The sequence below is a fragment of the Flavobacterium sp. ACN6 genome (genome assembly GCF_002304005.1).
Lineage (GTDB): Bacteria > Bacteroidota > Bacteroidia > Flavobacteriales > Flavobacteriaceae > Flavobacterium.
In genome coordinates, this window is sequence record NZ_MRCQ01000004.1 from 177,075 (window position 1) to 192,572 (window position 15,498).

A 15,498-nucleotide genomic window follows, 5' to 3' on the forward strand; every position below is an offset into this window, starting at 1 on the left:
ATGAGTGCGATTATTGTACAAGAATTATTAGAGAAAACTAAAGATTTTTCGCTGGATGAAACCTTGGTTTTCCTAGCAGAAAAATTTCCGGGAAAAGTAATTTTTTCCACTTCTTTTGGTCAGGAAGATCAAGTAATTACAGATTTCATTGCCAAAAGCAATACTGATATTACGGTTTTTACTTTAGACACCGGAAGATTATTTCAGGAAACTTACGACGTTTTTCACAAAACCTTGAAAAAGTATAAAAGACCAATCGAGGTTTATTTTCCAGAAGCGGCGGCGGTAGAAAATTTACTTAAAGCAAAAGGACCAAACAGCTTTTACGATTCAGTAGAAAACAGAAAAGAATGCTGTTTTATTCGAAAAGTAGTTCCGTTACGAAAAGCTTTGGCAGAAAATTCAGTTTGGATTACAGGTTTGAGAGCAGAACAGTCAGAAAACAGACAAGATTTAAATTTGTTTGAATACGACGGAGGTTTCGAAATTATCAAATTTAATCCATTATTAAAATGGTCTTTAGAAGAAGTTGAAACGTACCTGCAAGAAAACAATGTTCCTCAAAATGCTTTACACAAACAAGGTTTTGTAAGTATTGGATGCGCGCCATGTACAAGAGCAATTTTCCCTGGAGAAGATATCAGAGCCGGAAGATGGTGGTGGGAATCGAGTCATAAAGAATGTGGGCTTCATAGTGCTAAGAAAGAGTAGAAGAGACAAGAAGCAAGAGGCAAGACTTTTTTTAGAGAATAGAAAATAGATTATAGAATAAAGAGTGGAGATTTTAGATCCGGCGAGAAACTTGAAACTTTAAACCTGAAACCTGAAACAAAATTTTCACAACAAAAATATCAAACAAAAAAACAATGAGTTCAGTATTAAAAACAAACGCTTTAGAGAGTGAAGCAATATACATTTTCAGAGAAGTAATTTCACAGTTTGACAAACCAGTTTTACTTTTTTCAGGAGGAAAGGATTCTATAACATTAGTGCGTTTGGCACAAAAAGCATTTTTTCCTGCAAAGATTCCGTTTCCTCTTTTACACGTTGATACGGGACATAATTTTCCTGAAACCATTGCTTTTAGAGACAAATTGGTAGAAGAATTAGGATTAGAATTAATCGTTCGTAATGTTCAGGATGCTATTGATGAAGGAAAAGTAGTAGAGGAAACTGGAAAATACTCTAGTAGAAACAGTTTACAAACTACTACACTTTTAGATGCAATTGAAGAATTTAAGTTTGATGCTTGTATTGGTGGTGCACGTCGTGATGAAGAAAAAGCAAGAGCTAAAGAACGTATTTTTTCTGTTAGAGATGATTTCGGACAATGGGACGAAAAAAATCAAAGACCTGAGTTATTTGATATTTTAAATGGAAAAATAGAAAATGGACAAAACGTTCGTGTTTTTCCAATTTCAAACTGGACAGAATTAGACGTTTGGAGTTATATCGAAAAAGAACAAATCGAGATTCCATCCATCTATTTTTCACATAAAAGAAAAGTTTTTTTGAGAGACGGTTTAATCTGGTCGCATTCTCCTTTTGTGTATCAGGAAGAAGACGAACAAATCGAAGAACGAATTGTTCGTTTTAGAACCGTTGGAGATATGAGTTGTACCGCAGCAGTTGAATCTTACGCAGCAACAATCGAAGAAGTAGTTGGAGAAATCAGATCATCGACAATTTCTGAAAGAGGCGCCAGAATCGACGATAAACGTTCTGAAGCCGCAATGGAAAAGAGAAAACAACAAGGGTACTTTTAATAATTGTTAATTATGAATTGTTAATTGTTAATGCAATTCGGAATGAAATTTAAAAGTAGAAATCAAGAAAACAAAAACACACGGATTTAAATTTTAGACAAAGAATTTCAACTTGAAACCTGAAACAAAAACTTTAAACCTGAAACAAAATTACAAGAATGGAAGTTTTAAAAATAGCAACAGCAGGAAGTGTAGATGACGGGAAAAGTACTTTGATCGGAAGATTATTGTACGATACAAAATCATTGACTACAGATAAAATTGAAGCAATCGAAAAAAGCAGTAAACAAAAAGGTTACGATTATCTTGATTTTTCATTGGCAACTGATGGTTTAGTAGCAGAAAGAGAACAAGGAATTACAATTGACGTTGCGCATATTTATTTTTCGACTGCAAAGAAAAGTTACATTATTGCCGATACTCCAGGTCACGTAGAATATACCAGAAACATGGTTACAGGAGCGTCGACTTCTCAGGTTTCTATTATTTTAATTGATGCCAGAAAAGGAGTAATTGAGCAGACTTATCGTCACTTTTTTATCAATAATTTATTGAGGGTAAAAGAGGTAATTGTTGCGATTAATAAAATGGATTTAGTTGATTATTCTGAAGAAGTTTTCAATAAAATAAAAGCCGATTTTCAGGCATTAAATGCAAAAAGCACATTCAAAGAGCAAAATGTAAGTTACATTCCGTTAAGTGCAATTAACGGCGGAAACGTAGTTGATAAATCGGACAATATGACTTGGTACGACGGTCAAACGGTATTAGAGCATTTAGAAGGATTGCATTCTTCTGATGTTTTTGAAGCAGGAAAAGCACGTTTCCCAGTTCAAACCGTTATTCGTCCAAAAACAGAAGAATACCATGACTTTAGAGGATACGCTGGAAAATTATACGGAAACTCAATTAAAGTTGGAGATGCTGTAACTGTTCTTCCTTCTTTAACAGAATCTAAAGTTTCAAAAATTCATTTCTTCGATAAAACATTTGACGAAGCCGTTGCAGGTTCATCTATCACAATCGAATTAGAAAATGATATCAATGTGACAAGAGGCGATATGATTGTAAAATCATCAGAACTTCCAAAAATTGAAAAAGAAATTACCACAACTGTCTGTTGGATGGACAGCAAGAAATTGGTTGCGGGTACAAAATATATCGTACAACACAACACCAATTCAGTTTTAGCGAAAGTAGAAAGTATCAAAAATACAATCTCAACAGATTATTCTGGAACAAAAGAAGCGTCGCAACTAGCGATCAACGAAATTGGAGAAGTAACCATCAAATTAAGCAAGCCTTTGTATTTTGATGCCTATAACGAAAATAAATCAAACGGAGCCTTCATCTTAATTGATACAGCAACGAACACAACAGCAGGAGTAGGATTTATCAGGTAAACCTGCTGTAAGCTTTAAGCTATAGGCTTTAAGCTTTTTGCAAAAATGTATAAAAAGGTATGCGAGCAAGCCTATAGCTTTTTGCTTAATGCCTAAAGCAAGAAAACACAAAGTTTAAAAAGCTTATAGCCTAAAGCTTAAAGCCTAAAGCGTAAAAAAGAAATGGAAAGTTTTAGAACAGAAATAGAAAATCCGGTAGTTCAAAGAGAGATTATCGAATTAGAAAAAAAGATTCACTTATTCCGTGGAGGAAAAATTGATGATGAGCGTTTTCGTAGTCTTCGTTTAGCACGCGGTATTTACGGCCAGCGTCAGGAAGGTGTGCAGATGATTCGTATCAAATTGCCTTACGGTAAAGTTACCAGCGAGCAGTTAGTGCGTATCACACAAGTTTCTGACGAATATTCTACAGGTCGTTTACACATTACAACACGTCAGGATATCCAGATTCACTATGTTAGCTTAGACAGAACACCAGAACTTTGGGCAGATTTGGCTAAAGACGATATCACGCTTCGTGAAGCTTGTGGAAACACAGTCAGAAACATTACAGGAAGTGAATTAGCGGGTGTAGACGTAAACGAACCTTTTGATGTTTCTCCTTATGCGCACGGACTTTTCCAATATTTATTAAGAAATCCAATTTGTCAGGAAATGGGACGTAAATTTAAAATTTCGTTTTCATCTTCAGACGAAGATACGGCGCTAAGTTATTTGCACGATTTAGGATTTATTCCGAAAATTAAAGACGGACAACGTGGGTTTAAAATCATGTTTGGAGGAGGTTTAGGATCTCAGCCAGCACATGCCGAATTGCTTTCGGAGTTTGTTCCAGTAAATGAAATCATTCCAACTGCAGAAGGAATCATCCGTATTTTTGACAGATATGGCGAGCGTGCAAAAAGAATGAAAGCGCGTATGAAATTCTTAATCAAAGAAATGGGAAGAGATGTTTTCCTTGATTTGGTTGAAAAAGAAAAAAAAGCAATCGCTTTTGAAACATACGAAATAGATACGACAGCTTTTGACGGACCAATTGCTGAACCATTATTAAAAGTGCCACAAGTTACAATCGAAGATACTGAAGCTTATGAAGCGTGGAAAAAATCGAACGTAATCAATCAGAAACAAGACGGTTATTATGCTATCGGAATAAAAGTTTTATTAGGTGATTTTTATACTGATAAAGCCAGATTATTAGCCGCTTTAATTAAAAATTACGCTGCAAATGAATTACGTTTTTCATTGCGTCAAAATATTGTAATACGTCACGTAAAAGAAGAAAATTTACCTTTCTTTTATCAAGAATTAGCCAAGCTTGACTTTGTTCAGTTAGGATATAATTCAGTTGGAGATATTACCGCATGTCCGGGTACAGATACTTGTAATTTGGGGATTGCAAGTAGTACCGGGATTGCAGAGGAATTAGAAAGAGTGTTAAATGCCGAATATCCTCAGTATTTAAACAACCGCGAAATCGAAATTAAAATCTCAGGCTGTATGAATGCCTGCGGACAGCATAATATGTCAGCAATTGGTTTTCAGGGAATGTCCATCAACTCAGGAAAATTAGTGGCTCCAGCTTTGCAGGTTTTATTAGGCGGAGGAAGATTAGGAAATGGAGCAGGACGTTTTGCCGATAAAGTAATCAAAATTCCAAGCCGTAGAGGACCAGATGCATTACGTACAATCTTAAATGATTTTGATGCCAATGCAAACGGAGAAAAATTCCTTAATTATTATGATGCAAAAGGAGAGAAATATTTCTATGAAATTTTAAAACCTTTCGCAGACGTGACCAATTTAACAGAAGCAGATTTCGTGGATTGGGGTAATGCAGATAATTACGTAAAAGCAGTAGGAGTTGGAGAATGTGCCGGAGTGGTGATCGATTTAGTAGCGACTTTATTGTTTGAAGCTAAAGACAAATTGACTTTCGCACAAGAATCTTTCGAAGAAGGAAAATGGTCAGATGCTATTTATCATGCTTATGCTGGATTTGTAAATGGTGCAAAAGCATTATTACTTTCAGAAAATGAAAAAACAAATAATCATGCAGGAATTGTTGATTTGTTTGATAACGTTTTCATAGCAACTAATAAAATTGGCTTGCCAACAACATTCAGAGAATTGGTATATCAAATCAATCAAAATGAACCGAGTGAAGCGTTTGCAAAACAATATATTGAAGAAGGAATTGCATTTTTTGCAATAATAGAAAAATATAGAGCACAGGAATTAGAAAATGCTTAATACAAAACCCAAAATAACTTTAGTTGGAGCAGGTCCGGGTGATCCAGATTTACTTACGCTCAAAGCTGTAAAAGCATTGGCTGAAGCAAATGTGGTTTTATACGATGCTTTAGCCAATGAAGAAATTCTAGATTATGCGCCAAAAAATGCAATTAGAATTTTTGTTGGAAAAAGAATTGGAAATCACGCTTACACGCAGGATCAAATCAATCAATTGATTGTTGACAATGCACTGACTTACGGAAATGTAGTAAGATTAAAAGGCGGTGATCCATTTATTTTTGGAAGAGGAAGTGAAGAAGTCGATTTTGCAGAAAGTTTCGGAATTGAAACGATCGTAGTTCCTGGAATTTCTTCTGTAGTTGCCGTTCCTGCAAGTCAGGGAATCTCAATTACAAAAAGGGGAGTTTCTGAAAGTTTTTGGGCGATCACAGGTACAACATCTGATCGAAAATTATCGTCAGATATTGCTTTAGCTGCACAATCATCTGCAACGGTTGTAATTTTGATGGGAATGCACAAACTACCTCAAATTATCAATTTGTTTCAAAAAGAAAATAAAGGAAATTTGCCAGTTGCGATCATTCAAAACGGAACAACTGCTGATGAAAAAGTAGGCGCAGGAACAGTCGATTCGATTTTAAATATTGTAAAAGAAAAAGAATTAGGCTCACCAGCGATTATTGTTTTAGGAGAAGTTGTCCGCGAAAGCAGTAAACTAAAAGGCTTTTACGAAGAATTTCTATCAAAAGAAACTATTCATTAGAATATGTTTCCGTTAGGAACATCTGAATGGTTATCCAATTCAATAAAATCATCTAATTTTGGTTAGAAAAGATTAACATGGAACAAAACGAATTATACCCAATATTTTTAAAGCTTCACAATCTGAATGTTTTAATTGTGGGCGGAGGAAATGTTGGACTGGAAAAACTGTCTTTTTTGCTAAAGTCAAGTCCAAATGCAAATGTTGAAGTGGTAGCGCCCGACTTTCATTTAGAAATAAAGGTTTTGGCAGAAAAACATCCATCAATTAAATTGACGGAGGCAAAGTTCAAAAAAAGAATGCTTAAAAAACGTCACATGGTAATTGCCTGTACAGACAATTTGAAAGTGAATAAAAGGGTTTACGATTTGTCCAGAAAGCGCTATTTGATTTGCAATATTGCCGATACGCCAGACTTATGTGATTATTATTTAGGCGGAATCGTAACGAAAGGAAATGTGAAAATTGCCATTTCAACCAACGGGAAATCGCCTACAACGGCTAAAAGGCTTCGGGAATTTTTCGAAGAAGTAATTCCAGAAGATATCAATCAAATGGTGGAAAACCTTAATGAATATAGAAAGACCTTAAAAGGTGATTTTGAAGAAAAGGTTAAAAGAATGAATGAAATAACCAATTCATTAAAAAATAAAGAGTAAAAAGTTTCGGAGAGAAATTAATGATAAAAATCATTGAAATTACAAGGATTTATTCGTTTCTTTGCGTTATTAAGAATGATTATAAACAACAACATAATGATTAAAACAGATATACTTATAATTGGAGCAGGCCCAACAGGTTTATTTGCCGTTTTCGAGGCAGGATTATTAAAATTAAAATGCCATATATTAGATGCTTTGCCTCAGCCAGGAGGACAGCTTTCAGAATTATATCCAAAAAAACCTATTTATGATATCCCAGGATTTCCAGAAGTTTTAGCTGGAGATTTAGTTGATGGATTAATGGAGCAAATTAAACAGTTTGAACCAGGTTTTACTTTAGGAGAACGTGCTGAAACAATCGACAAGCAAGAAGACGGGAGCTTTATTGTAACATCAAATAAAGGAACTAAATTTCACGCGCCAGTTATCGCTATCGCTGGAGGTTTAGGAAGTTTTGAGCCTCGTAAACCACTTATTGAAGATATCGAGTTTTATGAAGATAAAGGAGTAAAATACTTTATCAAAAATCCTGAAAAATTCAGAGATAAAAGAGTTGTAATTGCAGGAGGAGGAGATTCAGCTTTAGACTGGAGTATTTTCTTAGCAAATGTAGCTTCAGAAGTCACTTTAATTCACAGAAGAAATGAATTTAGAGGAGCTTTAGATTCTGTAGAAAAAGTACAGGAATTAAAAACAGCTGGAAAAATTAAATTAGTTACACCGGCAGAAGTAATCGGAATCAACGGAGCTGAACACGTTGAATCTTTAGATATCGAAGAAAATGGTGCACACCGTAAAATCGAAACCGATTATTTCATTCCACTTTTCGGGTTAACACCAAAATTAGGTCCAATTGGAGACTGGGGATTAGAAATCGAGAAAAATGCGATTAAAGTAAACAATGCATTAGATTATCAAACTAATATTCCGGGAATCTTCGCGATTGGAGATATCAATACATACCCAGGGAAATTAAAATTAATCCTGTGCGGATTCCACGAAGCAACTTTAATGTGTCAGGCTGCTTACGGAATCATCAATCCAGGTAAAAAATACGTTTTAAAATATACAACAGTTTCTGGTGTAGACGGTTTCGACGGAACTCGTAAAGAAGCGCCAAAAGCAGTTGTTAAAGCGATAGTTTAATCTGAGGTGCTGAGAGGCGAAGATACTAAGGTACTAAGATTTTATATATATTAGGAAAGCTCAAACTAAATAGTTTGAGCTTTTTTTATTAATTACGAAGAATCCCAGAGGGATGACATATTTATAGAATTATGCAAGATCTATTGGAAAAGCCCCAGCGGGGCGACATATAATTATTTATAAAGATAATATCGCTCCGCTGGAGCTTTTGTATTATGTCGATTGTTTTTCTATAAATATTATGCTTCTTCGGAGCTAAATCATGTAAAATATAAAAACTTGGAACCTTAGTATCTTCGCCTCTCAGTACCTTCAAAAAATACGTATCTTTGTAATTATAAATTTTGAATATCATGAATTTAGAAGCTAGAAAGTATCAATTTATTCAAGAATTGGTTAAAGTGGAAGACGAGAGTATTTTAGAGAAACTAGAATTGATTTTGAAAGCTAATCAAAATGATTGGTTTGATGAATTATCAGATTCGGAAAAAAATGAAATTCAAGTTGGATTGGAACAAGCCGAAAAAGGTGAATTTATAAGTCATGAAGATGTGATGAAAAGGTTTTCAAAATGGCATTAAAATTTGTATGGACCAAACAAGCTGTAAAAGGATTTAATAAAGTTGTCGATTATCTTGAAGCTAAATGGACAGCAAAAGAAATTTTAAATTTAGAAAATAAGATTCAGCAAGTAATAAATCAAATCAGTCACAATCCTGAACAATTTCCAAAATCTGAAAAAAACGTGTCACTACATAAAGCAATCGTAGACAAAAATAATTATTTAGTTTATAGATTAAGTAAAGAGGCCAATACTGTTGAAATTATCAATTTTAGAGGAACAAAACAGAAGCTAAAATATTAAGTAAATTCTAAACTTAGAATCTTAGCATATCAGTATCTCAGAACCTTGAAAAAACATTTGCAAATGGAAACCCTATTTCATACCTTTGCACTGTTCTTAAAATTATTGTCAGTTATCACGAAAGGCGGAGGGATAGACCCAATGAAACCTTAGCAACCCTTTATCATAAAGAAGGTGCTAAATTCTACTTTATACACATTTCTAAGTATTAAAGATAGATAACACAAATACATTACACGTATTTCTCAAAACTTTTCCAGACAACATACAATATTTACTAAAACAGTTTAGTAAGGAGCTAATAATTGGCGCATTTTTGCAGTCAATAGTTCCCGCTTTTCGTTGCAATCTTTTCCTTTTTAAAGAAAAAAGCAAAAGGATTTCCACTTCAATCGGGGCTAATTAGCCATGAATAGTGAATTTTTGGAATTAATGTGAAAAATATCGAAGGTTAAACCCGACAGGTTTTCAAAACCTGTCGGGTTTAAATTGAGCCTTCAAAAATTATAATTAAAAAAGCTTTGCGCCTTAGTGCCTTAGCGGCAAAAGAATATGACAATTACGATACAAGAAGCAATAAAAAAAAATATCCTAATCCTTGATGGAGCAATGGGAACAATGTTGCAGCGCTATAACTTCTCAGAGGAAGATTTCAGAGGAGAGCGTTTCAAAGATTTCCCACATCCATTAAAAGGGAACAACGATTTACTATCCATAACACAACCACAAGCGATCCGTGATGTCCACGCCGCTTATTATGAAGCTGGTGCAGACATTGTAGAAACCAATACTTTTTCAGGAACGACAATCGGTATGGCCGACTATTTCCTCGAAGATTTGGTTTACGAATTAAACTACGAATCGGCTAAAATTGCCAGACAAGTAGCAGATGAATTCACCGCCAAAAATCCAGACAAGCCACGTTTCGTTGCTGGTTCAATTGGACCGACAAACAGAACTGCAAGTATGTCGCCAGATGTAAACGATCCGGGTTACAGAGCCGTAACTTTTGACGATTTGCGTATTGCTTACAAACAACAAGTGGAAGCTTTAATGGATGGCGGATGTGATTTACTTTTGGTAGAAACTATTTTTGATACCTTAAATGCCAAAGCAGCACTTTTCGCAATTGAAGAAGTAAAAGACGAACGTAATCTGGATATTCCAATCATGGTTTCAGGAACGATTACCGATGCTTCAGGAAGAACACTTTCTGGGCAGACTGTTGAAGCGTTTTTGATTTCGGTTTCCCATATTCCGTTATTGAGTGTTGGTTTCAATTGCGCTCTTGGAGCCGATTTGTTAAAACCGTATTTAAAAACATTATCGCAGCATACACAGTTCAACGTTTCGGCGCATCCAAATGCAGGTTTACCAAACGCGTTCGGACAATATGATGAAACGCCAGAACAAACTCAAGCATTAATTAAAGAATATTTAGATGATAATTTAATTAATATCATTGGCGGTTGTTGCGGTACAACTCCAGATCATATTCGATTAATTGCTGAGGTGGCGAAGGATTATAAACCAAGAGTAGCGCCGGTTTTTGAGTAATGTGTACGTTTCCTGCAAGGTTTTCAAAACCTTGTAGGTATAAATTTGTTGGCGAGTAAATGGCAAACCTACAAGGTTTTGAAAACCTTGCAGGTTAAAGGAAGCTAAAGGTTTTGTCGGAACAATATGTTTTTAAAAATGTGGAATATCGGGATGAGATTGCTTCGTTCCTCGCAAAGACAAGTAAGCCGAAGAAATAAAAGTTCCAGAGGAACGAAATGTTGGTAGCAACGGAATTTATTCCGTTGAAAATGATAAACGACACAAAACAGAGTTCCTTAGGAACGAAATATACAATGGGTTCAAAGATTTGAGAATTTATTTCAAAAACGACAATTGAAATTGTGAAAAATAAATCGTCTTTTGAAACCGATAATGCGTGAGGGATAGAAGTGGATAGCCCACAGCCTGACGAAGGAAGTGCGAGGACTTGGAACGAATAGCCCGACCCGGAGGGACACGCCCAAAATAAGATTATTAAAAAACGAAATATACCCACAAGGTTTCGAAAACCTTGCAGGAAAAATAAAGAATAAAAAAACTCAGAACCTTAGTCCCGAGGCTTCGGGATCAGGATCTTAGTAACTTAGAAAAAATGGCAGAAAAAAGAAGAGACCTTGTATTAGCAGGATTAGAACCGTTGATTATTACGCCCGAAAGTGTTTTTGTAAACATTGGAGAGCGTACGAATGTAACAGGTTCTAGAAAATTCCTTCGTTTAATCAAGGAAGAGAAATATGACGAGGCGCTTGATATTGCAAGACAACAGGTAGAAGGTGGAGCACAGATCATCGATATTAATATGGATGAGGGAATGCTGGATGGCGTTAATGCAATGACAAAATTTCTAAATTTAATTGCTGCAGAGCCAGACATTTCGAGAGTGCCGATTATGATCGACAGCTCGAAATGGGAAATCATTGAAGCGGGTCTAAAAGTAGTACAAGGAAAAAGCGTTGTAAACTCGATTTCGTTGAAAGAAGGTGAAGAAGCCTTTATTCACCACGCAAAATTAATCAAACGTTACGGAGCTGCGACAATTATCATGGCTTTTGACGAAGTGGGTCAGGCCGATAATTTTGACCGAAGAGTCGAAATCTGCCAGCGTTCGTATGATATTTTGGTTAACAAAGTTAATTTTCCTCCTCAGGATATTATTTTCGATTTAAATATTTTCCCAGTTGCAACGGGAATGGAAGAACATCGTTTAAACGCTTTGGACTTTTTTAGAGGAACAAAATGGGTTCGTGAAAACTTGCCTCATGCACATATCAGCGGTGGTGTGAGTAACGTTTCGTTTTCTTTTAGAGGAAACGATACGGTTCGAGAAGCGATGCACTCGGTGTTTTTATACCACGCGATCAAGAACGGAATGACGATGGGAATCGTAAATCCTGAAATGCTTACGATTTACGATGATATTCCGAAAGACTTACTAGAACACGTTGAAGACGTAATTCTGGACAGACGCGATGACGCTACAGAACGACTTTTAGACTTTGCCGAGAACGTAAAAGGCGAAGTAAAAAGTGATGAAAAAGCGATTCAGGAATGGCGTTTAGGAACGGTTCAGGAAAGAATTACGCATTCATTGGTAAAGGGAGTTGATGCTTTTATTGAAGAAGATGTTGAAGAAGCAAGATTAGCGGCTACAAAACCAATTGAAGTTATCGAAATCAATTTGATGACGGGAATGAATGTCGTAGGAGATTTATTTGGAAGTGGGAAAATGTTCCTGCCTCAGGTAGTAAAATCGGCACGTGTAATGAAAAAAGCAGTGGCGTATTTGTTACCGTACATTGAAGCCAGCAAACAGGCCGGAGACAAACAAGGGAATGGAAAAATTTTGATGGCAACCGTAAAAGGGGACGTTCACGATATTGGTAAAAACATCGTTTCGGTGGTTTTGGCCTGTAACAATTACGAGATTGTGGATCTTGGGGTTATGGTGCCTCCCGAAAAAATTATTGCTGCGGCAATTGAGCACAATGTAGACATTATTGGTTTAAGCGGACTAATCACACCTTCGCTTGACGAAATGGTGTATCTGGCTAAAGAACTTGACAAACAAGATATTAAAATCCCGATTATGATTGGCGGGGCAACAACTTCGCGTGCGCATACGGCGGTGAAAATTGCACCTCAATATAGAGAAACTGTAATTCACGTAAACGATGCTTCGCGCGCCGTTACTGTTGCAGGAAATCTATTAGATCATAACCGTAAAATATATGCAAGCGATATTCGCGCAGAATACGATTCGTTTAGAGAGACATTTTTAAATCGTTCGAGAGATAAAAATTTCTTGAGTATCGAAGATGCACGTAAAAACAAAATGCAGTTAGACTGGAGCGAATACACGCCAACGAAACCAAAATTCATTGGCAAACAAGCCGTTGAGGTTGATCTGGATGTTTTGGTTCCGTATATCGACTGGACGCCATTTTTTCAAACTTGGGAATTGCACGGAAAATATCCTGCGATTTTAACGGATGAGGTTGTGGGGAAAGAAGCCTCTTCTCTTTTTGCAGATGCTCAGGCGATGCTTAAAGTAATTTTGGCTGAGAAAAAACTACAAGCAAAAGGTATTTACGGTATTTTTCCTGCCAATCAGGTTGATGATGATGATATCGAATTGCGTGATGAAAACGGAAAAGTTCTGGAGAAATTCTTAACGCTTCGTCAGCAGTCGCAAAAAACAAAAGGCGCGCCGAATATCGCATTATCTGATTTTATTCTGCCAAAAGAAAGTGGCATTGAGGATTATATGGGGGCTTTTTGCGTAACCACAGGTTTTGGTGTAGATGAATGGGCAGCAGAATTTGAGAAGGATCTGGATGATTATAATTCGATTATGGTAAAAGCACTTGCGGATCGTTTTGCAGAGGCTTTCGCCGAATATCTTCACGAAAAAGTTCGTAAAGATTTCTGGGGTTATGATAGAGAAGAATCTTTAACCAACGAAGAATTGATTAAAGAAAATTATAAAGGAATTCGTCCGGCACCAGGATATCCGGCTTGTCCTGATCACTTGGAAAAACCAACGATTTGGAAACTTTTAAATGTGGACGAAGAAATTGGAGTGACTTTGACAGAAAGTATGGCGATGTGGCCGGCTTCTTCTGTTTCGGGATATTACTTCGGAAACCCAAAAAGCAGGTATTTCGGACTCGGAAAAATAAAAGAAGATCAGGTGGTAGATTACGCCAAACGACGTAACGTCCCAACAGATTATGCAATGAAATGGTTAAATCCTAATATAGCAGATTAAATATAGTCATAAAGTCAAAAGTCATAAAGTCTCAAAGGACGGGACTTTCGACTTTCGACATTCAAACTTTAAGACTTAAAATGAAAGTAACAGAACATATAGAAAACGCCAAGGGAAAAACATTATTTTCATTTGAAATTATTCCGCCTCAAAAGGGGAAAAGCATTCAGGAATTGTACGATAATATCGATCCGTTGATGGAGTTTAAACCGCCGTTTATTGATGTAACCACTTCTCGCGAAGAGTATATTTACATTGATCGCGGTAACGGACTTTTGGATAAAAAATTGACTCGTATGCGTCCGGGAACGCTTGGAATTTGCGCTTCTATAAAACATAAATACAATGTAGATACTGTTCCGCATTTGCTTTGCGGCGGATTTACGCAGGAGGAAACCGAATACATGCTGGTAGATTGTCAGTATTTAGGAATCAACAATGTAATGGCACTTCGCGGTGATGCTATGAAAGACGAACAGTCTTTTGTTCCAAAGGTTGGCGGAAACCATTATGCAATCGATTTGGTACGACAAATTAACGATTTGAACTGCGGAAAATATCTGCATGAAGTTATGGATATCGACAACAAAGCTGATTTCTGTATTGGTGTTGCAGGTTATCCAGAAAAACATTTAGAGTCACCATCTTTACAATCAGATTTAAAAAGATTAAAAGAAAAAGTTGATGCAGGAGCAGATTATGTGGTAACACAGATGTTTTTTGACAATTCTAAATATTTTAGCTTTGTAGCTAAAGCAAGAGAAATGGGAATCACAATTCCTATTATTCCTGGAATTAAACCAATTGCTGTTCAAAGACATTTACAAGTTTTACCGCAGATTTTCAGAATCGATCTTCCAGAAGATTTAATCGATGCTGTAGATAAATGCAAAAATAACGCTGAAATCAAACAAGTTGGAATCGAATGGGCGATTCAGCAGTCATTAGAATTAAAAGCGGCTGGAGTTCCGTTTTTACACTATTACTCGATGGGAAAATCTGAAAATATCCGCCAGATAGCGAGTCAGGTTTTTTAAGTTTAAGTTCAAACTTAAGTTGGAATTTGGAATTTTTTAATTGAAATTTAATTTTTGTATTATGAAACAAGAAGAACTACAAGCCATAGCCTCTCAATTAAAAAATCCGACGGGAGAAAAAGGAATCGAAATGGGGAATATGATGAACGAAACGAACATCAATATGACACGCCATTCGATTCAAAATCTAAATATATCTAGAGAAAATAGAATTCTGGAATTGGGTCACGGAAATGCGGGACATCTCGAATTTCTATTTGAACAAGCAGAAAAACTAAAATATTACGGACTAGAAATGTCTGAAGTAATGTTTCAGGAAGCACGTCAGATTAACCGAAATTTTGTTTCTCAAAAACAAGCTTTCTTTTCGCTTTATGACGGAAATAATATTTCTCTTGAAGACGAGTTTTTCGATAAAATATTCACTGTAAATACAGTTTATTTTTGGCAGGAACCAGAAAAATTACTTCTAGAAATTTATAGAGTTTTAAAAACAAATGGAAATTTCTGCCTAACATTTGCTGAAGAAGATTTCATGAAGAAACTGCCTTTTACACAATTCGAATTTGAATTGTACAGCACCGAAAAAGCGCAGGAATTAATAAAGAAAACGCCTTTTAAAATGGTGTATACAGAAACGCAGACCGAAAAAGTAAAAAGCAAAACCGGCGAATTGGTCGACAGGGCTTTTACAACAATTGTTTTGGAGAAATAATTGAAATTTTTAAACAAATAGAAAAATAGATTTTTTTATTTGTTTAAATAAGCGAAA

At 35.9% G+C, this 15,498-nt stretch carries 13 protein-coding genes and 1 riboswitch; all 13 genes read left to right on the top strand.

Annotated elements, in window-relative coordinates; all coding sequences use genetic code 11:
* Positions 1 to 711, top strand: a complete 711-nt coding sequence (locus BSF42_RS08145) for a phosphoadenylyl-sulfate reductase (protein WP_095952588.1) — start codon at positions 1 to 3, stop codon at positions 709 to 711.
* 155 nt (positions 712 to 866) lie between these two features.
* On the top strand, positions 867 to 1,766 hold the full coding sequence (gene cysD / locus BSF42_RS08150) for a sulfate adenylyltransferase subunit CysD (RefSeq protein WP_057117574.1): 900 nt from the start codon (positions 867 to 869) through the stop codon (positions 1,764 to 1,766).
* 158 nt (positions 1,767 to 1,924) lie between these two features.
* A complete protein-coding gene (locus BSF42_RS08155; protein ID WP_095952589.1) occupies positions 1,925 to 3,169 on the top strand; it encodes a sulfate adenylyltransferase subunit 1 in 1,245 nt (414 codons plus the stop codon).
* 162 nt (positions 3,170 to 3,331) lie between these two features.
* Complete coding sequence (locus tag BSF42_RS08160; protein ID WP_095952590.1) at positions 3,332 to 5,422, top strand: HEPN domain-containing protein; 2,091 nt, start codon at positions 3,332 to 3,334, stop codon at positions 5,420 to 5,422.
* Positions 5,415 to 6,188 (top strand): uroporphyrinogen-III C-methyltransferase, encoded by a 774-nt coding sequence (gene cobA / locus BSF42_RS08165; RefSeq protein ID WP_095952591.1) that lies wholly within the window; start codon positions 5,415 to 5,417, stop codon positions 6,186 to 6,188. Before BSF42_RS08160 ends, cobA begins: the two co-directional genes overlap by 8 nt.
* Before the next feature lie 77 nt (positions 6,189 to 6,265).
* Positions 6,266 to 6,847 carry a bifunctional precorrin-2 dehydrogenase/sirohydrochlorin ferrochelatase gene (locus BSF42_RS08170; RefSeq protein WP_095952592.1) on the top strand — a complete coding sequence of 194 codons (582 nt, stop codon included), beginning with the start codon at positions 6,266 to 6,268 and terminating at the stop codon, positions 6,845 to 6,847.
* Between the two features lie 96 nt (positions 6,848 to 6,943).
* Positions 6,944 to 7,996, top strand: coding sequence for an NAD(P)/FAD-dependent oxidoreductase (locus BSF42_RS08175; protein ID WP_095952593.1), 1,053 nt, complete (start codon positions 6,944 to 6,946; stop codon positions 7,994 to 7,996).
* Positions 7,997 to 8,349: 353 nt separating this feature from the next.
* Entirely contained in the window at positions 8,350 to 8,577 is a 228-nt protein-coding gene (locus BSF42_RS08180; RefSeq protein WP_095952594.1) for a hypothetical protein, read from the top strand.
* Positions 8,568 to 8,861: a type II toxin-antitoxin system RelE/ParE family toxin gene (locus BSF42_RS08185; RefSeq protein WP_095952595.1), complete on the top strand. Its 294-nt coding sequence runs from the start codon at positions 8,568 to 8,570 to the stop codon at positions 8,859 to 8,861. Before BSF42_RS08180 ends, BSF42_RS08185 begins: the two co-directional genes overlap by 10 nt.
* 109 nt (positions 8,862 to 8,970) lie before the next feature.
* Positions 8,971 to 9,086: riboswitch (SAM riboswitch) on the top strand.
* Between the two features lie 327 nt (positions 9,087 to 9,413).
* Positions 9,414 to 10,418: a homocysteine S-methyltransferase family protein gene (locus tag BSF42_RS08190; protein ID WP_095952596.1), complete on the top strand. Its 1,005-nt coding sequence runs from the start codon at positions 9,414 to 9,416 to the stop codon at positions 10,416 to 10,418.
* Positions 10,419 to 11,013: 595 nt separating this feature from the next.
* The gene (gene metH, locus BSF42_RS08195; RefSeq protein WP_095952597.1) at positions 11,014 to 13,689 is read left to right on the top strand and encodes a methionine synthase; all 2,676 of its coding nucleotides are present in this window, start codon (positions 11,014 to 11,016) and stop codon (positions 13,687 to 13,689) included.
* A gap of 80 nt (positions 13,690 to 13,769) precedes the next feature.
* Positions 13,770 to 14,726 carry a methylenetetrahydrofolate reductase [NAD(P)H] gene (gene metF, locus BSF42_RS08200; RefSeq protein WP_095952598.1) on the top strand — a complete coding sequence of 319 codons (957 nt, stop codon included), beginning with the start codon at positions 13,770 to 13,772 and terminating at the stop codon, positions 14,724 to 14,726.
* A gap of 61 nt (positions 14,727 to 14,787) precedes the next feature.
* Positions 14,788 to 15,441, top strand: a complete 654-nt coding sequence (locus tag BSF42_RS08205) for a class I SAM-dependent methyltransferase (protein WP_095952599.1) — start codon at positions 14,788 to 14,790, stop codon at positions 15,439 to 15,441.
* Positions 15,442 to 15,498 lie beyond the last annotated feature (57 nt).